Here is a 19,733-nt window from a genome sequence, read left to right as displayed (position 1 = left end):
CGAGCCGGTCACACCGTCACCAGGTCCTTCAGGTCCTCATAACGGGCGTCACCGATGCCGTCGACCTTGCGGAGATCGCTGACCGAGCGGAACCCGCCCTGCTGTTCACGATGGTCGAGGATGCGTTGGGCCAGCACCGGTCCGACGCCGGGCAACGCGTCCAGCTGGGCCAGGGTGGCGGTATTGAGATTGACCTTACCGCCGCCTGCGGCGGGGCCGCCCGGGCCGGGCGCGCCGCCGACCCCGACACGGGACTGCCCGTCCGCGCCGGGTGGCGCGGTGACACCGACCAGGATCAGCTCGCCGTCGTTGACCTTCCGGGCCAGGTTGAGCAGTGCGACGTCGACCCCGGGCAGGGCACCGCCGGCCGCTTCCAGCGCATCCGCGACCCGAGCCCCGGCCGGCAGACGTACGAGGCCGGGCCGGCGTACCTTGCCTGCCACCGCGACCACCAGCTCCCCTGCGCCCGTCCCCGGCCCGGGGGCGCGGGCGGGGTCCGGTGTTGCCCCCGACGGCAGGGTCGACGGTCCGGTGGCTGTTACGACGGGCTCGGCCTTCGGCCGGGACTGCCACGCCCAGCCAGCGGCACCGAGCACCACCAGAGCGGCCACGACTGCCAGCGCCCGGACACCCCGGCGTCCGGGATCGAAGGCACCCGCACCGGCCAACCGTCGTGACCGGAGCTTCGATACCGCGCTGCCCGCAACCGGCTCCGGCTGGTTGACAGGGTCCGACTCCCAATCGGTGGAACCGATGGTCGGCTGTTCGGCCGGCAACGGCACCGCCTCGCCGGTGAAGGTACGCATCGCCGTCCCGGCCGACGGCAGGGCCGAGGACGACGACGCTGAGGCTCGGGCGGTGGAACGGGCGGCAGCAGACGCGGTCGACGGCTCGATCTGCCTGCCGAGCAGACGCATCAGGCGCTGCCGCACCACCGTTTCGTCGTCGGACACGTCCGGCAGTCAAACCCGGTGGCGGCCGCGTCATCGACCCGCGACGATTCGTTGTGGAAAACCGGGCCGCCTGTGGAAAACGCCCTGATCATGCTCGACTGTGCTATGTCCACATCCACCGCCGGCTCGGCCATCGGACTGCTCACGGTGCTGCTGTCGCTGGACATCACCATCGACGGGGCGCTGGACACGGGTTGCCGAAAGGTGTCAACAAGGACCGGGTCCTCGTTCGCCGGTCACCGGTCACCGGTCGTTATGTGCAGGGGATCAAGACGCGTGGCAAGCCGGCCGGGCCGGCTTGCCACGCGGTTGCCCACGCCCGGATGTGCCTGCACAGGGGCGGGAGGCGGTCAGCCGTTCAGAGTTTCGCGGCGGGTCGTGTCCGAGTGTTGGGCAGGGCGACCGTGGTGAGGGTGGGAGTGCCAGGCACTGGCGCGGTGTTCCATCCGGTGGTCTTCAGCGACAGTTTCCAGCGGTCCAGTGCGGGCTGGATGGGGCTGATGTACAGGTACTGGGGGTCGTCGGCGGTGGATGCGTCGCATGCCGCCTTGCCTCCGTAGTGTGCCCCACCGGTGATCGTGCCCACCGCGAGTACCAGTTGGGGCTGAACCGGGTCCAGGACGAACGCCGGCCCACCACTGTCGCCCTTACAGGCGGCGGATACTCCTACCGGCACCTTGACCTTGATCATTCCCTTGAACTTCACGCCTTCCAGTTCAGGGTCGTCGTTGAACTTGACGATCTCCAGCGCGCAGTGCGCGCCGGACACGGCACCGGACACGCAGAGCGTCTGCCCGAGGTGAAGGTCGCGGGCGACGCCGGCGACGTGTTTGGTGAACCTGCTGTCCGTTGGTCCGTCGGCGATCTGCGGGCTGGAGAGGGCTTCGACCAGCGCCGTGTCGGTGTCGCTGTCCTTCGCAGTGAAGCTGCCGAACTCGCTGGATTCGTCCAGGAACCAGTTGAACCAGCCACCCTCCTTGGCGTACACCTTGTCGCCAATGCCGCTGAGCACGCAGTGCCCGGCGGTCAGCAGGTAGCTTCGATTGTCCGCGCCGCTTACCGCGAATCCCGTGGTACATCTGCCCTTCTCGTAGGCCAGGCCGGAGCCGCGCTGGACCCAGAAGAGCTGGCCGCCGTGATGCGGGGTGTTGTAGGTGGACTTTGGCATGATCATGTTGGTGTGGTTGTCGGCACCGGCTGCTGGACATTCGCTCACCTGGGTGGTGATGTCGCCGCCGGTGTTTAGCCACACGTCGGCGATGAATCCGACCTCCGCGCCGGAGGCGTCGGTGACCTTGTCCCAGTAGGGGCTGCTGCCACCCCAGCCTTCGACCTGGTCGGGGCCAATCTCGTAGCAGGCCACGGTGTAGACGGCGTCGCGGGCGGCCTGCCCGACGATGGCGCCTTGCGCGTCGTCACGGATGTTGGCGTACGGGCTGGCCATGACGGTGGCCGGCACGGTCTTGACCGGATCGGCGGCCGCCACCGGGATGCTGTTCATCCCGGCGGCGGCCGCGCCGAGCATGAGCAGCCCGACGCCCACTGGGGCGATGAAACGATGCCTACGCATATGCGGTTCTCCTGATCTCTGTGGCCCGCGCCGGTCTGACCGGGCCGGGGACGGAAATCAGGCTGGCCACGCAGCGCCCCCGGTGGGAACTCCATTGGGGACCTTTTGTGCGTCAATCCCTACAACACCCCTCGCTGGCTGCGCATACGCGTCCGGCACAACGCCCCTGCCGTCGGTGCGTTCCCACATCAGCCGACGATGCCGACGTTGTGCGAGTCCTGCCACACAATGTGAACCGGACACGTGATGAATGGACACCTAGGAGGTGCACGATGACCGGCACCGACGACATCCCGCCACTCGATCCCGACCAGGTGACCACCAAGGGCGACCTGTCGGCGTTGCTGAGAGCACTGCCCTACGGGTCGGGTCCGAACAAGCGCAGTGTCGCCTCCCTCCACAAGCAGACCGGCTACGCGGAGAACACGATCCGCAACCTGCTCGGTGGCAAGACCCTGCCCCACCACAAAGACACCGACCGGTATCGCACGCTGTTGCAGGCCCTCGGTGCCACCCCGAAGCAGGTCGAGGTCGTCATGGCGGTCGCGCGACGGTTGCAGGAGCAACAACGTCTGGACAACGTCAACCGAGGCAGGACCACCGGCGGCCGTACCCCTGAGCGGCAGCCATCCGCCACGGACGTCGACCTAGTCGATGCGGGCAATGGGCTGGGCGATCCAACAGCTGACGCGGCCGTTGACGAACGCATGCGCCGCATCAACGACGCCCACGACATCCCAGCCGGCGGCAGCCGGCGGGACCGCCTGGTGCGGGAAGACAGCGAGATCGACGAGGATCCGCCGACCTGGCGCAAGCTTGCGCTGATCGGCATGTGCGTAATGCTGCCACTGGCCGGCTGCGTGTACTGGATGTTCAAACCCTTCGGCGATGACGTCCGCCCCCAGGCTGGAGCACCCCGGCCCTCCACCGGCGGCGTGCTCGACGACAATCCGCAACCCGGCCCGGGCCGCAGCAACCAACCAACCGCACCAACTCAACACCAACCATCGGCACCGCAAGGCGCCGTCAAATGGCAGGACACCTCGAAGAAGAAATGCAACAACCAGGACTGGTACTTCTACGCCGACGAGGCCAGAACCGCCCCCGGCCACAACAGCCCGTGGATCCCCATCGGCCCAGCCAACGACCGTGATGGCACCTGCCTTGCCATCGCCTACAGCAACACCGTCGGACCCGGCCGAAGTCCAGCGCTGATTGACTGGTACTTCGCCCCACAGCGACCCGGCGCATCGTGCACCATCAAAGTCCACATCGCCGACAACCTCCACTCCAACGGCACCGCCTATTACCAGATCTACGACTACCGGCCACCTCGGGACTACCAGCGCATCGACCCCCAGCCCTACCCCGTCGACCAGCGCGCCAACCGCGGTCAATGGTTCACCCTCGGCACCTGGACCGTCCCCGCCGGCAGCAAAGGCCTGTCCCTCGTACTGGTTAACACCAGCCCCGACCCCGTCACCATCCCCTACGAGATCACCGCCACCGCCGCGAGAGCCGAGTGCCGCTGGTAACCCCCGATCCTGGTTCTTCGGCACGACTGCGACCATGACGATCGTCTGGGGACCGACCACACTGGCCGGTATTGACGTTCAGTCCGGCTACGGGTCACCTTTCCGGCTCGGGGAATGACCCGACTTCGGCCACCGAACGGTCAACTACGGCGGTGTACGACCACACCTGCCAGGCCCGGCCCGGTGTGCGCGGCCACCACGGCCCCTACGTCGGCGGTGTAGCAGTCGACCAGTTGGGTGCCCAACCGGGCGGTCAGCGCCTCGACCAGCTCAGCCGCCCGTTGCGGCATGCCCAGGTGGTGAACCGCGATGTCGACTTCGGTGTCGGCGGCGGCCTGTACCGCCAGGTCCACCAGCCGGTTCAGGCCCCGGCTGGTGGTGCGTACCTTGTCCTTCAGCACGATCGTGCCGTCCACAACGTGCAGGATCGGCTTGACCGACAGGGCCGTGCCGAGCAGCGCCGAGGCGGCGTTGATCCGACCACCACGGCGCAGGAACTCGAGCGTGTCAACGTAGAAGAAGGTGCGGGTGCGGGCCGCCGTATCGACGGCTGCCTGCCGTACCTCGGCCAGCTGCGCACCGCCGGCGGCGGCCGTACCGGCTGCCAGCGCCGAGAAGCCGAGGGCCATTCCGGTCGATCGGGCATCGACCACCGCGACCCGATCGTCACCCACCTCCGCCGCAGCCAGCCGGGCCGCGTCGACCGTGCCGGACAGTTCCGCGGACAGGTGCACCGAGACGACGCCGGTCGCCCCCTGGTCCAACAATCGACGGTACGTCCGGACGAACTGTTCGGGGGCCGGGCGGGAGGTGCTCACCGCGACCCGGCGGGCGTCCAGTGCCCGGAGCACGTCGGCCGAGGAGATCTCCTCCCCTTCCAACCCTTCCGTCCCGTTCAGGACGACGGTCAGTGGTACGACGACCAGGTCACTGACGCTGATCAGCTCGGCCGGCAGGTAGGCGGTGGAGTCGGTGACGACCGCGACGGACATGCCCGGCACGGTAGCCGATCGCGTCCGGGGCCGCCGCACAGGTGGGCGCTGGTGACGCAGGGACGCACCCCCTCGATCGAAACGGTAGACAGACAACCGTTTTAAGCGCTAGCCTTCTCCCAGCAAAGCGGGAGTGCGACTACCACTTCAACCGGAGTGTGCGCCGTACCAGCGGGTCTGCGACACCCGCGCGAGAACCAGGAGTGCAACATGAGCCCGACCACCAAGCTCGACGACCGATTCGAGATCGTCGAACTCTTCAACAGGTACGCCGACGCGCTGGACCACCGACGCTGGTCGGACCTGCCCGACCTGTTCACTGAGGACGTCACCACTGAGTGGTTCGGCGTACACCGGGTCGACGGCCGCGACAACGTGGTCGCCTTCATCAGCGACCTGGTCGGCAAGGTTGCCAGGACCCATCACATCCTCGGCAACCACCGGGTCGACGTGGACGGTGACACGGCAACCGCCAGCGCGCGGGTCCGGGCGTACCACGTCGGCGCGGGTGACCGGGCCCATCTGTTCGAGGAGTCCCTGGCCGGATTCGAAACCCGGGTCGTCCGGACCGGAACAGGCTGGCGGTTCAGCCACTTCGCCGAGCCGCTCTACGTCATGCTCGGCACGCAGGAGGTCTTCGGCCTACCGGACCCCGACCAGGCCACCGGAGCGGTACCGGCCAGGTCGGATGCCGACGTCGTCCGGGCCCTGCTCGATGCCGAGAGCCGCCGGGACATCGCGGCGATGACCGAACTGGTCGCGCCGGACCTCGTCTTCGACACCCCGTACGCCCCGCCCGGCGTACCGGCGACGCTGACCGGACGGGACGCGTTCGGGGACACGCTGCGCCGGTTCATCGGCGTCGACGGTGGCTTCTACCGTACGTTCGAACTCGACGACATCGTCGTCCATCCCACGGCAGAACCCGGCCTGGTCTTCGCGGAGTACGCGTCGACCGGCGTCGTCGCGGCGACCGGGCACACCTACACCAACCGATACGTCGCCCTGTTCCGGTTGGTCGACGGCAAGGTGCAACTGTTCCGGGAGTACTTCAATCCCCTGCCGCTGCAGGCTGCCCTCGCTCCGGCAGGCTGAGCCCGCCTGAGCCCGCCTGACCTCGCCAGCCTCACCTGGCATCGCCGCGGTACGGATACGATCGGCACCGTGTCCGCGCCTCCACCAACGGCCAGCCCGGCCGCCCGCCGGCCCCGCAGCGACGTGCTGCGCAACCGGCAGCGGCTGCTCACCTCGGCCCGACGGTCCTTCCACGAACTCGGGCTGGACGTGAGCATCGAGGAGATCGCTCGGCGGGCTGGCGTGGGTGCCACCACGTTCTACCGCCACTTTCCGACCAGGGACGCACTCATCGAGGCGCTCCTCGACGATCTGGTCCAGGGAGCCCGGGAAGCCGCGAACCAGGCCGCCGCCCAGGGGGATCCGTGGACGGCATTCCGCACCATCCTGGTCAACGGCTGCGCGCTGACGCCGGACGACCTCGCGCTCTTCGACACGATCGCCGCCCTCGGACCGCAGTTCGCCGAACGGACCAGGGCACTCACCGCAGAGGTGATCGGCGACATCGTCCGTCGGGCTCAGCAGGCCGGAGTGCTACGCCAGGACGTAACCGTGGACATCGTCGCCAGCTTCATGCGCGTGGCCGGTCACACGACCTCTCCGGCCGACCGCGCGGTGATCAACGACGTACTGCTCAACGGCCTACGGTCGACGGCATCGGCTACCACATCCGCCGCTGGCGAGCCCGAGCCGCCGGCCTGACGCCAGACAGCCCGGGTCCCCGGTCGACCGGGGGCCCGGGCCACCCGGACTACGGTCAGACCGCTTCCGGAATGGTGGTCTGCGCGATCAGGCCGACGTTGTGGGCCCGCAGTTGCCAGCCCCGTACGTTGTCGTGCGCCAACTCGGTCCAGTGGCAGTTCTGTAGGGCGCCGACCGTACGCAGCACCGCCGGCTCCCAGCCGAGCAGGTAGCCGCAGCCCTGGCGGGCACCACCACCGTGCGTCGCCACCACGATGGTCCCGCCGGGCACCGCATCCGCCGCGTCCTGGAGCGCGCCGCCGACCCGTTTACCCATGTCGTCGAGGCTCTCCACCTCACAGCCCGGGTCCTGCTCACCAGCCTTCCACCGGGCGTGTTCCGCCGGATGACGCTCGGCGACCTCGGTCATGGTCAGGCCCTGCCACAACCCGTAGTAGCGCTCCCGCAGTCGGGCGTCGGTGCGTACCGGCAGACCGGTGAGCGCGGCGAGCGCGGCAGCCGTGTCGGCGGCCCGCTGGAGGTCGCTGGCGAAAATCGCGTCGGGACGCAACGCCGCCAGTAGTGGCGCGGCTGAGGCAGCCTGCTGCCGCCCGAGATCGTTCAGTGCGACGTCGACCTGGCCCTGGACCCGCTTGGCGGCGTTCCAGTCGGTGTTACCGTGCCGCCAGACGATCAGACGGGTCATTCCGCCGCGCCCGCGTCGGCTTCGACGAGGTCACGGTCGACGAACGGAATCGTCGGGCAGTCCTTCCACAGCCGGTCGAGCGCGTAGAACTCACGCTCCTCGGTGTGCTGTACGTGGATGACCACGTCGACGTAGTCCAGCAGCACCCAGCGTCCGCCCCGCTCGCCCTCGCGCCGAACCGGCTTGGCCTTCTCGGGAAGGTTGAGCAGTCGCTCCTCGATGGCGTCGACGATGGCGAGCACCTGGCGCTCATTGGGCGCCGAGGCGATCAGGAACGCATCAGTGATCACCAACTGGTCCGCCACGTCGATGATGGCGATGTCCTGCGCCTTCTTGTCGGCAGCGGCCTGGGCGGCCGCCGACACCAGCTCAAGAGCGCGTTCGGAAGCTGTCACCGTACTCCTTCGTTCAGGCGTGGATCCACCAAGCCTCTCACATGTCGGGGGTTCACGACTCGGCAGTTTAAGCATCGACAGGGTCGCAACCGGTCGAAATCACTCCCGGTAGAGACCGCGTTTGGCGATGTACTGCACCACACCGTCCGGTACCAGGTACCAGACCGGCTCCCCGGCGGCGACCCGTCGCCGGCAGTCGGTCGACGAGATCGCCATCGCCGGCACCTGGACCAGGCTGACCGTGTCTGCGGGCAGGTGCGCGTCGGAAAGTTCGAACCCGGGCCGGGTCACCCCGATGAAGTGCGCCAACTCGAACATCTGGTCCAGGTCTTTCCAGGACAGGATCTTCTCCAACGCGTCCGCGCCCGTGATGAAGAAGAGTTCGACCTTCGGGCCGTACAGGGCCCGAAGGTCGCGCAGGGTGTCGACCGTGTAGGTCGGCCCGCCCCGGTCGATGTCGGCCCGACTGACCTGGAAACGCGGGTTGGAGGCGGTTGCGATGACCGTCATCAGATAACGGTCCTCGGCCGAACTGACCGGTTCGTCAGCCTTCTGCCATGGCTGGCCGGTCGGTACGAAGACGACCTCGTCCAGCTCGAACCGGTCCGCCACCTCACTCGCCGCGACGAGGTGACCCTGATGGATCGGGTCGAAGGTGCCCCCCATGATCCCGACCCGTCGGATGTCCTGTTCCACGATTTGATCGTATGCCGGTCAGGCCGGCTCACCGCCCCGAGCATGAGACAGATCGCACTTCGCCCGGTTCGCGGCATGGACCGGGGTCGCGTTGCCGGCCGGGTCAGCCGGCGCAGAGCTCCGAGCCGACCGCAGGCTCAGCCGCCACAGAACTCCGAGCCGACCGCAGGCTCAGCCGCCACAGAACTCCGAGCCGACCGCAGGCTCAGCCGACCTCCGGCTGGGTCGTGGTCCGCGCCAGCAGCGCCCGCCGCAGGTCGTCGTCGGCGTCGGTCACCACCCGGCGTAGGCCCGGCGTCAGATCGTCCTGGGCCAGCAGCGTCGCGGCCAGCTCCCGGGTCCGCTGCACCACGGCGTAGCGGGGGAAGGCCAGGCCGGCGACCCGGTCAGCGACCCAGGGGGTACGCAGCCGCGCCATCGCCGGCATCTCGGCGAAGTAGCGTTCCACATAGGACGCGGTCAGCTCCTCCTGCTCGGGCTGCCAGAACCCGGCGGCGTTGGCCTCGACCAGCCGGTTGGACAACGTCGTGTCCGTGGTGACGACCCGCCAGGCCACCGCCTTGGCCGCCGGGTCGGGCAACGCCGCACGGCACTGCGCCGCCTGCGTCTCACCGGTCGCGCTCCGGTCGGCAGCCAACTCGGCCGCGATCTCCGACTCGCCCACCGCACCGAGCACAGCCAACCGGTTGAGCAGGGCCCACCGCAGATCGGAGTCGACGGCCAGCCCGTCCGGAACCCCGTCACCGGAGAGCCAACCGGCCAGCCTGACCGGGTCGGTGCTGGTGGAGATGCGCCCCCGGGCGGCGGCCAGCTGCATCGATCCGCCGGGCGCGGCGGTGGCCAGCAACCGGTCGCAGGCCTGCCCGATGTGGTCGAGGGCGGCCCGCCGGGCGTCCGTACCGAGGTAGCGGTCGACCAGCACCCGACTGAGGACCAGCACGTCCTCCACCACGATGACCTCGGTCTCGGCGGGCAGCGCGGCGAGGATCAACGAGACCAGGTCGGCCACCGGACGCTGCCCGTCGGTGACCGCGTCGAGCGTCGCGCTCCACAGCACCGCGCGGGCCAGCGGGTCGGCCATCCCCGGCAGGACCAGCGGTACGGCACTGGCCGAGGCGTCGTCGAGGCGTACCTTGGCGAAGGTCAGGTCGCCGTCGTTGGGCAGCAGTACGTCGGCGACCGGCGTTCCGGCCAGCGCGGCCAGCGTCGTCCGTCCCCTGTCGACACCCGGTTCGAGATCCACCTCGAACCGGTCACGCAGGCGGGTTCCGCCGTCGCCGGCCGGGTCGCGGTCGTAGAGCCCGATGCCGATGCGGTGTGGACGGAGCACTGGATGCGTCGGTGGGGCGCTCTGTGTCACGGCCACCTCGGTGTAGCGGCCGTGGTCGTCCACGCTCACCTCGGCCGTCAACGTGTTGACCTGCGCCTGGCGTAGCCAGACGTCCGCCCAGCCGGAGAGGTCCCGCCCGCTGGTGTTGCTCAGTGCGGTCAGCAGGTCGGCCAGGGTGGCGTTACCGAACCGGTGGGCGGCGAAGTGGTCCCGCAGTCCGGCCAGGAAGGCCTCGTCACCGACCCAGGCAACGAGCTGCCGCAGCACGGAAGCACCCTTGGCGTACGAGATGCCGTCGAAGTTGAGCAGCGCCTGCGCCGCGTCCGTGACCTCGGGCGGGGCCACCGGGTGGGTGGAGGGCCGTTGGTCGGCGGCGTACCCCCAGGCCTTGCGGCGCATGGCGAAGGTGGTCCACGCCCGGTCGAAGCGGGTCGCCTCGGCGGTGACCCGGGTGCCCAGGTACTCGGCGAACGACTCGTTGAGCCACAGGTCGTCCCACCAGCGCATGGTGACCAGGTCACCGAACCACATGTGCGCCATCTCGTGGGCGATGGTGGTGGCCCGCTGTTCACGCTGGCTGTCCGTGACCGCGGACCGGAAGACGTAGTCGTCGCGGAGCGTGACCAGGCCGGGGTTCTCCATCGCCCCGGCGTTGAACTCGGGCACGAACGCCTGGTCGTACTTGCCGAACGGGTAACGCACGTCGAACAGCTCGTGGAAGCGGTCCAGGCAGTTCCGGGTGATCGTGAGAATCTCCTCGGCGTCCCGGTCGAGATGCTCGGCCAGCGAGCGCCGGCAGTACAGGGCCAGCGGAATGCCGTCATGCTCGGCCCGCACGGCGTGGTACGGCCCGGCGATCAGCGACACGAAGTAGGTGGCCAGCGGCTCGGTCGGGGCGAACTCCCAGATTCCCGGTCCGGGACTGGCGGCGAGTTGTCCGTTCGCGGCGACGAGCCAGTCGGTCGGGGCCTTCACCGACAGGGTGACCGGCGCCTTCAGGTCGGGCTGGTCGAACGCGGCGAAGATGCGCTGTACGTCGTCGAGGAAGGACATCGCGTAGAGGTAGGTGGCACCGTCGGCCGGGTCGACGAACCGGTGCATTCCTTCACCGGTGTTGGAGTAGGCCATCTCCGCCTCGACCGTGAGCGTGTTGTCCGCCAGTAACCCGGTCAGGGGAATCCGGTTGTCGTCGAGCAGGCCCGGATCCAGTTCCGCCCCGTTGAGTCGTACGCCGATCAGTTTGGCGGGCTTGACCTCGACGAACGTGGCCGAACCAGGCACAGCCGCCTGAAATCGGATGGTGACGATGGAATGGAACCGCTCGTCGCTCCCGGTCAGATCGAGGTCGACGGTGTACGACTCGACGGTGAGCGATGCGGCGCGTTCGGCCGCGTCAGCGCGGGTGATGCTCGGCATTCGCCTATCCTGCACGATGGAACGACGGATGGTCTTCGGGTAACCAGTTGACCACGCAGTGGAGGAGTCAACGATGGCGCAGCACCCCAAGGGCGACTTCGACCTGTCCCGCGCGGTGTGGCAGCGGGCCGAGGGCGACACCTCCGAGGGTGCTGTCGAGATCGCGTTCGTGGACGATCTGATCGGTATGCGTAACTCCGCCGAGCCGGAGGGGCCGGTACTGGTCTTCACCCAGGCCGAGTGGGACGCGTTCGTGGCCGGCGCCCAGGACGGCGAGTTCGACCTCGACTGACCCGGGCTTCAGCCCCCGCTGACCCGGGGCTCAACGGCGGGTGTCCGGGTCCGGGTCCCCGTCGCCCCAGGCCAGGCCCGCCAGCCCGTCCGCGCGGTGGAAGCCGGGATGGTCGCAGACGTCCACGCACACCTCGCCGTCGGGTCCGATCGCACCACAGAAGAGCTGCTCGATGTGGTCCCAGGCATCGACGTACGACAGTTGGGTCGTCTCGATCGCGATCTCCGGGCAGAGGATGCTCAACGCCTCGGCGTACCGGACCGCCTGCTCGCGCGCCTCGGTCAGGCTGGCCGCACCGAAGTCCAGGTGCACCGTGAATCCACTGGCCGGCATGGCTGCCAGGACCGGATCGGCCATCGGCGTGTTCGACGCCGACCTGTCGTGCATCGCAACCTCCCCTGGGGACCTGTCCTCCGGTCGGGGCGCGGCGCCAACGCTCTCCCCCGCCGCACCCCGACCGGCCGGCGAACGCCATCAGCCCGCCGGTGACCATCCGTCGTCATGGCCGCTCCCGACGAGCACGACACGGATGGAGTTCGCGTAATCAGAGACGTACGCAGTGTTTCAGCGTTCCTAACCAGACGCAATATCCCTCTACTAGATTGCAGATCCGTTATCGAGCTGAAGTTATGGAAGGATTGCGAAATGGCCTCGATCATCAAACGCCGTAGGCTCGCAGCCGCCCTGCGCAGCCTCCGGGAGGAGGCCGGATTGACCCTCGACGAGGTCGCCCACCGGATGGACCTCGCCCAGTCGACGATGTCCCGGATCGAAACCGCTCGCGCCAGCGCGCGGCCGGTGATCGTACGGAGCCTGCTGGCCGTATACGGCGTGCACGGCCACGAGGCCGAGGTCATCGTCCAACTTGCCCGCGACGCGATCCAGCGCGCCTGGTGGCACCCGTACCGCGATGTGATGCCGGACTGGTTCCAGACCTTCGTCGGCCTCGAGGCCGAGGCGTGCGCGATCCGCGCGTTCCAGCCGCAGGTCGTTCCCGGCCTGCTACAGACCGAGGAGTACGCGCGGGCGACCCTGGGGGCCCGCTGGACGAACCGCCAGTCGTCCGAAGTGGAGCGTCGGGTCGCGGTCCGGCTGCGCCGGCAGCAGGTCCTGCGCTACCAGCCGCCACCAGCATGTCAACTGGTGCTGGGCGAAGCGGCCCTACGCTGCCAGGTCGGCTCCCCGGAGGTCTTCACCGGTCAGCTTGCCCGGCTGGTCCAGCTGATCGACGAGGGACGGGTCTCGATCCAGGTCCTGCCCTTCACCGCCGGACCGGCCGCCAGTGAACTGGGACAGTTCGTCCTGCTCGACTTCCCGAATCCGGAGGATCCCCCGGTCGGCTACATCGAGCATCTCGTCAGCGGACAGCTCATCGAGGAGCCGACCGAGGTCGACCGGATCCGGACAGCATTCGATCATCAGTGTCGGACTGCGCTCTCCCCGGCCAGATCCCGCAAGCTGATCGCCGAAGCAGCGGGCCGTGGCGGCTAGGCGACCCCACCCGGCGGCGGCTCGTACTGCCTCGGTGGACGCGATGCGGTCCCGGCTCGACGGCTGCTCGCCGGTTCCACCGGCCGCCGGACCTGATACCGTTGTCGTCGTGCGGATGACGACGATGAACTGCTGGCGGGCGCCCTGACGGGCGGCCCACGCATCCGCGCACCCCGAGACAGAGAAACGGCCGCCCCTTCCCGGGCGGCCGTTTCGTATGCGATGTCCGTTCCGGGTCGGGCGGTCGGCGTACTCCCGAAGGAGCCACCGATGACCGCGACCATCCCGACCTCCACGTCGACCGGCACCCGTCGCCTGAGCGGTTTCAAACCGACCGGCAACCTGCACCTGGGTAACCTGCTCGGCGCGATCCGCCCGACCATCGCCGGCCAGTACCGGGGCGAGACCATCGCCTTCCTCGCCGACCTGCACACCCTCACCGTCTCGCACGAGCCGGCCCGGGTACGCGAACTGACCATGGAGCAGGCGACCATCCTGCTGGCCGCCGGCCTCGACCCGGACCACTCGATCTTCTACGCCCAGTCCCAGGTGCCCGAGCACACCGAACTGCACTACCTGCTGGAATGCACGACCAGCTACGGCGAGGCGCACCGCATGATCCAGTTCAAGGAGAAGTCCGCAGCCCAGCAGCAGGTACGGCTCAGCCTGCTCACCTACCCCGTGCTGATGGCCGCCGACATCCTGCTGCACGGTGCCCGGGAGGTGCCGGTCGGCGACGACCAGGGTCAGCACGTCGAACTTGCCCGGGACGTGGCGACCAGGTTCAACACCCGCTACGGCCACACGTTCACCGTGCCCAGGGCGGTACACCCCGAGGTGGCAAGCCGGGTGATGAGCCTCTCCGACCCGACCGCCAAGATGGGCAAGACCAGTTCCGCCGAGGCGGGGACGATCTTCGTACTCGACCCGCCCGAGGTGATCCGGCGCAAGGTGCTGCGGGCGGTCACCGACTCGGGCACCACCGTCGAGTACGACCCGGAGAACCGGCCCGGGATCGCCAATCTGCTGGAGATCCTCGCCGCCTGTGTGGGCGGCAAACCGGCCGGACTGGCCGCCGACTTCACCTCGTACGGGCAGCTCAAGCAGGCGGTGGCCGAGGCGGTGACGGCGCTGCTGCACCCCATCCAGGTACGGCACGCCGAACTGGCCCGGGACCCCGGCTACGTACGACGGGTGCTGGCCGAAGGTGCCGAACGGGCCCGGCACAGCGCCGCCGACACGGTCCACCACGCCAAGCGGGCCATCGGCCTGCTCGTTTGAAGAGCACGTCGCTCGTTTGAAAAGCACGTCGCTCGGCTGACGAGCAGGTCGCTCGGCCGGTCTGGCGGGGCCGACCCGGACGGCCCCGACCACGGTGCGCCCGTTACCCCGCCGGACCGCCGCAGGTTGCCCCCCGTCAGACCGAAACCGGCAGAAGCTTCTCGAAGCAGACGCTGTACGGGTTTCCGACGTACTCGCCGTAGACCGGGATCTGCGCGTAACCCGACGAGCGGTAGAGACCGATCGCCGCCGACAGGTAGGTCCCGGTCTCCAGGCGCAGCACGGTGTGCCCCGCCTGGAAGGCCAGTTCCTCCAGGGCAACCAGCATCTGCCGGGAAATGCCGCGCCCCCGGTACGCCGGGCGGACGTACATCCGCTTGACCTCGGCGGTGTCGATGTCCAGTGCCTGGATCGCCCCGCAGGCCACCGCTCGACCGTCGACCACGCCGACCAGATACCGGGCGTCGTCGTGCACCACGGTGACCTGCCCGTCGAGCCCGCCGTCGATCTCCCGTAGCTCCCGTTGTTGGGCGGTGACCAGGGCGGCAAGCTCCGGGTCGCTACCCGGACGGGATTCGATCAGCACTCCCGCACGGTAGCCGGCAAGCGTTTCACCCAGGTTTCCCGGACGTGACCCGGGCCGGGAGCGGTTCCGGCTATTCGGTGTCCGGGTCCGGGTCGACGGTCTCGACCTCGTCCGCCGGCCGCTGCCGTCGCGCCTTGCGGGCGGCCAGCCGTTCCGCCGCCGTCGCCCGGGTCGGCTTCTCCTCCAGCCGCGTGTCGGTCCCCCGGGAACCGGGCACGTAGTCGGCCCCGGCGTAGAGGGTCGGCTGCCAGTCGAACTCCCGCTCACCGATCCGGACCAGGCTGCCCGGTTCGGCACCCGCCTTGGCCAGCTTCTCCTCGACACCCAACCGGGCCAACCGGTCAGCCAGGTAACCGACCGCCTCGTCGTTGTCGAAGTTCGTCTGCCGGACCCACCGCTCGGGCCGTACGCCGCGAACCACGTACCCGCCGTCGCTGTCCTGCTCGATGGTGAAGCCGGCGTCGTCCACGGCGACCGGCCGGATGACGATCCGGGTCGGCTCGAGCACCGGTGCCGCCGCCCGGGACTGCTCGACCAGTTCCGCCATCGCGTACGTCATCTCGCGCAGCCCCTCCCGGGTGGCCGCTGACACCTCGAACACCCGGTACCCCCGGGCTTCGAGGTCCGGACGGACGATGTCGGCCAGGTCCCGGCCGTCCGGCACGTCCACCTTGTTGAGTACGACCAGCCGGGGGCGGTCGGCGAGTCCGCCGTACGCGGCCAACTCGGCCTCGATGGCGTCGATGTCGGCCAGCGGGTCCCGCCCGGGCTCCAGGGTCGCGGCGTCCACCACGTGCACCAGCACGGAGCAGCGCTCGATGTGGCGCAGGAACTCCAGTCCGAGCCCCTTGCCGGTGGCCGCACCGGGAATCAGCCCGGGTACGTCCGCGACGGTGAAGGTGTGCTCGTCGGCCCGTACCACCCCGAGGTTGGGAACCAGCGTGGTGAACGGATAGTCGGCGATCTTGGGTTTGGCCGCCGAGATGACCGAGATCAGCGAGGACTTACCGGCCGAGGGGAAACCCACCAGGCCGACATCGGCGACGCTCTTCAGCTCGAGTACGACATCGAGGTGGTCACCGGGCTCCCCCAGCTCGGCGAAGCCGGGTGCCTTGCGCTTGGCATTGGCCAACGAGGCGTTACCCCGACCGCCGCGACCGCCACGCGCGACCTCGAAGGTGGTGCCCGTCCCGACGAGGTCGGCCAGCAGTTCGCCCTCGAGGCTGCTCACCACGGTGCCGTTGGGCACCTTGAGAACCAGGTCGGTCCCGTTGGCCCCATCCCGGTTCGAGCCGGCACCACCCCGGCCGTTCTCCGCCTTCACCCGGGGCCGGAAGTGGAAGTCGAGCAGGGTGTGCACCTGTGGGTCGACGACCAGGGACACGCTTCCGCCGTGCCCACCGTTACCGCCGTCAGGTCCACCGAACGGCTTGAACTTCTCCCGGTGGATCGAGACACAGCCGTGCCCGCCATCGCCGGCCTGTAGGTGCAGGACGACCCGGTCAACGAACGTTGTCACGCCACCAATCCTTCCAGTGCGACTCGTGCCTACCACGAGAACGACGAAGCGGGCCGGGACACCAGGTCCGCGGCCCGCTTCGGAAAAAGCGCTACTGCTGTGCCGGCACGATGCTGACGACCTTGCGGCCGCGCTTGGTGCCGAACTGGACCGCACCAGCGGCCAGCGCGAAGAGCGTGTCGTCGCCACCACGGCCGACCAGGTCACCGGGGTGGAACTTGGTGCCACGCTGCCGGATCAGGATCTCGCCGGCGCTGACCACCTGGCCGCCGAACCGCTTCACGCCGAGCCGCTGCGCCGCAGAATCACGACCGTTGCGCGAGCTGGACGCACCCTTTTTGTGAGCCATCTGGAGACGACCTACTTCCCGCTGGAGATGCCGGTCACCTTCACCTGGGTCAGCGGCTGGCGGTGACCCTGGCGCTTGTGGTAGCCGGTCTTGTTCTTGAACTTGTGGATCCGGATCTTCGGTCCCTTGGTGTGCGCGGCGATCTCGCCGGACACCGCGACCTTGGCAAGCTTCGCAGCGTCGGTCACCAGGTCGGCACCGTCGACGAGGAGCACCGCGGAGAGCGTCACCGCGTCACCGGGCTCGCCGGCGAGCTTCTCGACCTCGATCACGTCGCCCTCGGCGACCTTGTACTGCTTGCCGCCGGTCTTGACGATCGCGTACATCGGACGCGGACTCCCTGTCGTTGAGGCTGCTGTCGGGTAACGTGCTGTTCGCGGCGGCTCGCCGCGAATGCGGCGGCGGGCACGCGAGAACTTGGCGCACTAAGGCGCGCCGTAGGCAAGGGTACGCCATGCCTGTCCTCCTGCCCAAACCGCCCCCACCCCGTACCCGACCTGGTCGGAGTGTCGGGGTGGAAAATCCGTCACCGGTCACCGGAGGGGTGTCCTCCCGGCGCTCGACGCGCCCGGAGGAGCCCCTTCCGACGGCCCGGTCCCGGTCTGGTACGGCTCAGGGGCGGGTCCGGCGACGGGCGACGCCGCGCCGCGCCCGCCGACGGCCACCACCGGTCTCACTGTCGTCGAAGTCGCCACCGTCGCCCAACCCGTCCGGGTCGTCGACACCGGCCAACCGCATCGGCTCGGCCGGTGACGTGTCGGCTGCGGCCGGTACGACGGGCGGGGTGTCGACCTCGTAACGCGACAGGTCGTACCCCATGGTGTCGTCCTCTTCCGGCACCTCGGCGGGCCGCTCCGGCTCGACGGCGGGCCGTTCGGGGGTGACGGTCTTGCGCCCACGCCGTCGGGTTCCGCCCGTCGGTGTCTCGGCAACCACGGGCGGGGGGGTCGTCGACGTGGCCGAAGCAACCGCCTTGACCTTCTCCGCCGCACCACCCGCGCCCGAGCGGGGCTTCTCCGGCACCGGCTCGGTGTGGATGATCACGCCGCGACCCTTGCAGCACTCGCAGGTCTCGCTGAACGCCTCCAGCAGGCCCGCGCCGATCCGCTTGCGGGTCATCTGGACCAGTCCCAGCGAGGTGATCTCGGTGACCTGGTGCTTGGTGCGGTCCCGGCCGAGGCACTCGGTCAGCCGGCGCAGCACCAGCTCACGGTTGGACTCCAGCACCATGTCGATGAAGTCGATCACCACGATGCCGCCGAGGTCACGCAACCGGAGCTGGCGGACGATCTCCTCGGCCGCCTCCAGGTTGTTGCGGGTGACGGTCTCCTCGAGGTTGCCGCCGGCACCGGTGTACTTACCGGTGTTGACGTCGATGACGGTCATCGCCTCGGTACGGTCGATCACCAGATGCCCACCGGAGGGCAGGAAGACCTTGCGGTCCAGCCCCTTGAGGATCTGCTCGTCGATCCGCCGCTCGGCGAAGACGTCGGTGGTGCCCACGTGCCGACGCAGCCGGGCCACCAGGTCCGGCGAGACGTGGGTCAGGTACGACTCGACCATGTCGTACGCCCCGTCGCCCTCCACCACGAGTTCCCGGAAGTCCTCGTTGAAGAGGTCCCGGACCACCCGGATGACCAGGTCCGGCTCCTCGTAGAGCAGCACCGGCGCGCCACCCTCGGTGGCCTTGGCCTGGATGTCCTCCCACTGCGCCTGCAACCGTTTGACGTCGCGGGCGAGTTCGTCCTCGCTGGCCCCCTCTGCGGCCGTACGGACGATGACGCCCGCGCCGTCCGGAACCAGCTTCTTGAGGATGTCCCGTAGCCGCTTGCGCTCGGTGTCCGGCAGTTTACGGCTGATCCCGGAGGCGTTGCCGTGCGGCACGTAGACCAGATGCCGGCCGGAAAGCGCGATGTGGCTGGTCAGCCGGGCACCCTTGTGCCCGATCGGGTCCTTGGTGACCTGGACGAGCACCGAGTCGCCGGAACGCAGCGCCTGCTCGATCGAGCGGGCGCGCCCCTCCAACCCGGTGGTGTCCCAGTTGACCTCGCCGGCGTAGAGCACCGCGTTACGGCCGCGCCCGACGTCGACGAAGGCCGCCTCCATGCTGGGCAGGACGTTCTGCACCTTGCCCAGGTAGACGTTGCCGGCCATCGTGCCGGCCGAGGTGCGGCTCACGTAGTGCTCTACCAGCACCCCGTCCTCCAGAACGGCGATCTGGGTACGGTCGCCACGCTGGCGGACGACCATCACCCGGTCGACCGCCTCCCGTCGGGCCAGGAACTCCGATTCGCTCAGGATCGGCGGCCGGGTACGGCGCTGCTCACGCCCATCACGGCGGCGCTGGCGCTTGGCCTCCAGCCGGGTCGAGCCGGAGACGCCCTGCACCTCGTCGGTGGTCCGACGGGGCTCGCGGATCTTGACCACGGTCGGCACGCCGTCGTCGGCAGCGCCCTCGACGTCACCAGCGCCCTTACGCCGCCGACGCCGACGCCGACGGGTCAGCCCCTCGCCGCCCTCGGTCTCCTCGTCTTCCTCGTCCTCGACCTCGACCTGTGCCGGCTCCTCGGCTTCCTCTTCCTCGAGCTCAGCCTCGTCCGCCGGGCCCTTGCCCCGGCCCCGGCCCCGGCGGCCACGCCGACGACGACGGCGACCCGCCACGGTCTCCTCGTCCTCGTCCTCTTCGTCGAGTTCGACGGCCTCTTCCTCGGCCTCGACCTCTTCCTCGGCCTCGACCGTCACCTCGGGCTCGATGGTGCGACGGTTGCGACGTCGACGGCGGGCGGGCTCGGCCGGTTCGGCCTCGCCGGGCTCCGCCTCCTCGACGGGGGCGACGGTCGGCTCGGCCACGGGCGCGGCGGGCGCGG

The 19,733-nt window shown here is 69.2% G+C and carries 19 protein-coding genes; 6 read left to right on the top strand and 13 right to left on the bottom strand.

The window, feature by feature from the left end; translation table 11 throughout:
• Positions 1-8: 8 nt before the first annotated feature.
• Together ACFQ4H_RS17380 and ACFQ4H_RS17375 are read right to left on the bottom strand one after the other, a co-directional pair.
• Positions 9-953 (bottom strand): helix-hairpin-helix domain-containing protein, encoded by a 945-nt coding sequence (locus ACFQ4H_RS17380; protein WP_377572021.1) that lies wholly within the window; start codon positions 951-953, stop codon positions 9-11.
• A gap of 358 nt (positions 954-1,311) precedes the next feature.
• On the bottom strand, positions 1,312-2,523 hold the full coding sequence (locus ACFQ4H_RS17375; protein WP_377572020.1) for a trypsin-like serine protease: 1,212 nt from the start codon (positions 2,521-2,523) through the stop codon (positions 1,312-1,314).
• A gap of 20 nt (positions 2,524-2,543) precedes the next feature.
• Here ACFQ4H_RS17375 and ACFQ4H_RS17370 point away from each other — a divergent pair, with 20 nt between their 5' ends.
• The gene (locus tag ACFQ4H_RS17370; protein ID WP_377572019.1) at positions 2,544-4,058 is read left to right on the top strand and encodes a hypothetical protein; all 1,515 of its coding nucleotides are present in this window, start codon (positions 2,544-2,546) and stop codon (positions 4,056-4,058) included.
• A gap of 140 nt (positions 4,059-4,198) precedes the next feature.
• Here ACFQ4H_RS17370 and ACFQ4H_RS17365 read toward each other — a convergent pair whose 3' ends face one another.
• Positions 4,199-5,050 carry a DegV family protein gene (locus ACFQ4H_RS17365; RefSeq protein WP_377572018.1) on the bottom strand — a complete coding sequence of 284 codons (852 nt, stop codon included), beginning with the start codon at positions 5,048-5,050 and terminating at the stop codon, positions 4,199-4,201.
• 210 nt (positions 5,051-5,260) lie between these two features.
• Here ACFQ4H_RS17365 and ACFQ4H_RS17360 point away from each other — a divergent pair, with 210 nt between their 5' ends.
• Entirely contained in the window at positions 5,261-6,145 is an 885-nt protein-coding gene (locus ACFQ4H_RS17360) for a nuclear transport factor 2 family protein (protein ID WP_377572017.1), read from the top strand.
• Between the two features lie 69 nt (positions 6,146-6,214).
• Positions 6,215-6,826: a TetR/AcrR family transcriptional regulator gene (locus ACFQ4H_RS17355; RefSeq protein ID WP_377572016.1), complete on the top strand. Its 612-nt coding sequence runs from the start codon at positions 6,215-6,217 to the stop codon at positions 6,824-6,826.
• Between the two features lie 55 nt (positions 6,827-6,881).
• On the opposite strand, the gene ACFQ4H_RS17350 is transcribed toward ACFQ4H_RS17355, so the two are convergent.
• The 4 genes from ACFQ4H_RS17350 to pepN form a co-directional block, all read right to left on the bottom strand.
• On the bottom strand, positions 6,882-7,511 hold the full coding sequence (locus tag ACFQ4H_RS17350; RefSeq protein ID WP_377572015.1) for a histidine phosphatase family protein: 630 nt from the start codon (positions 7,509-7,511) through the stop codon (positions 6,882-6,884).
• Positions 7,508-7,906: a ribosome silencing factor gene (gene rsfS, locus ACFQ4H_RS17345; RefSeq protein ID WP_377572014.1), complete on the bottom strand. Its 399-nt coding sequence runs from the start codon at positions 7,904-7,906 to the stop codon at positions 7,508-7,510. The genes ACFQ4H_RS17350 and rsfS overlap by 4 nt, the downstream gene beginning before the upstream one ends.
• Positions 7,907-8,005: 99 nt before the next feature.
• A complete protein-coding gene (gene nadD, locus ACFQ4H_RS17340) occupies positions 8,006-8,602 on the bottom strand; it encodes a nicotinate-nucleotide adenylyltransferase (RefSeq protein ID WP_377572013.1) in 597 nt (198 codons plus the stop codon).
• A gap of 205 nt (positions 8,603-8,807) precedes the next feature.
• Positions 8,808-11,348: an aminopeptidase N gene (gene pepN / locus ACFQ4H_RS17335; RefSeq protein ID WP_377572012.1), complete on the bottom strand. Its 2,541-nt coding sequence runs from the start codon at positions 11,346-11,348 to the stop codon at positions 8,808-8,810.
• 73 nt (positions 11,349-11,421) lie between these two features.
• Here pepN and ACFQ4H_RS17330 point away from each other — a divergent pair, with 73 nt between their 5' ends.
• Complete coding sequence (locus tag ACFQ4H_RS17330; RefSeq protein ID WP_377572011.1) at positions 11,422-11,640, top strand: DUF397 domain-containing protein; 219 nt, start codon at positions 11,422-11,424, stop codon at positions 11,638-11,640.
• 30 nt (positions 11,641-11,670) lie between these two features.
• Here ACFQ4H_RS17330 and ACFQ4H_RS17325 read toward each other — a convergent pair whose 3' ends face one another.
• Entirely contained in the window at positions 11,671-12,027 is a 357-nt protein-coding gene (locus ACFQ4H_RS17325; protein WP_377572010.1) for a hypothetical protein, read from the bottom strand.
• A 258-nt stretch (positions 12,028-12,285) separates the two neighbouring features.
• On the opposite strand from ACFQ4H_RS17325, the gene ACFQ4H_RS17320 reads away from it, so the two are divergent.
• Entirely contained in the window at positions 12,286-13,131 is an 846-nt protein-coding gene (locus tag ACFQ4H_RS17320) for a helix-turn-helix domain-containing protein (RefSeq protein WP_377572009.1), read from the top strand.
• Between the two features lie 270 nt (positions 13,132-13,401).
• Positions 13,402-14,412, top strand: coding sequence for a tryptophan--tRNA ligase (gene trpS, locus ACFQ4H_RS17315; protein WP_377572008.1), 1,011 nt, complete (start codon positions 13,402-13,404; stop codon positions 14,410-14,412).
• A gap of 136 nt (positions 14,413-14,548) precedes the next feature.
• Here trpS and ACFQ4H_RS17310 read toward each other — a convergent pair whose 3' ends face one another.
• The 5 genes from ACFQ4H_RS17310 to ACFQ4H_RS17290 all read right to left on the bottom strand — a co-directional run.
• On the bottom strand, positions 14,549-14,998 hold the full coding sequence (locus ACFQ4H_RS17310) for a GNAT family N-acetyltransferase (protein ID WP_377572007.1): 450 nt from the start codon (positions 14,996-14,998) through the stop codon (positions 14,549-14,551).
• A 70-nt stretch (positions 14,999-15,068) separates the two neighbouring features.
• Positions 15,069-16,517 (bottom strand): GTPase ObgE, encoded by a 1,449-nt coding sequence (gene obgE, locus ACFQ4H_RS17305; protein WP_377572006.1) that lies wholly within the window; start codon positions 16,515-16,517, stop codon positions 15,069-15,071.
• A gap of 91 nt (positions 16,518-16,608) precedes the next feature.
• On the bottom strand, positions 16,609-16,866 hold the full coding sequence (rpmA, locus tag ACFQ4H_RS17300) for a 50S ribosomal protein L27 (RefSeq protein WP_377572005.1): 258 nt from the start codon (positions 16,864-16,866) through the stop codon (positions 16,609-16,611).
• A gap of 11 nt (positions 16,867-16,877) precedes the next feature.
• Complete coding sequence (gene rplU, locus ACFQ4H_RS17295) at positions 16,878-17,192, bottom strand: 50S ribosomal protein L21 (RefSeq protein ID WP_377572004.1); 315 nt, start codon at positions 17,190-17,192, stop codon at positions 16,878-16,880.
• 286 nt (positions 17,193-17,478) lie between these two features.
• On the bottom strand, positions 17,479-19,733 hold a 2,255-nt coding region (locus ACFQ4H_RS17290), incomplete at its 5' end, for an Rne/Rng family ribonuclease (RefSeq protein ID WP_377572003.1).

Origin of the sequence: Micromonospora sonneratiae (assembly GCF_042679305.1) — a bacterium.
Classification (GTDB): Bacteria; Actinomycetota; Actinomycetes; order Mycobacteriales; family Micromonosporaceae; genus Micromonospora_H; species Micromonospora_H sonneratiae.
This window is presented reverse-complemented; position numbering and strand designations above follow the sequence as displayed.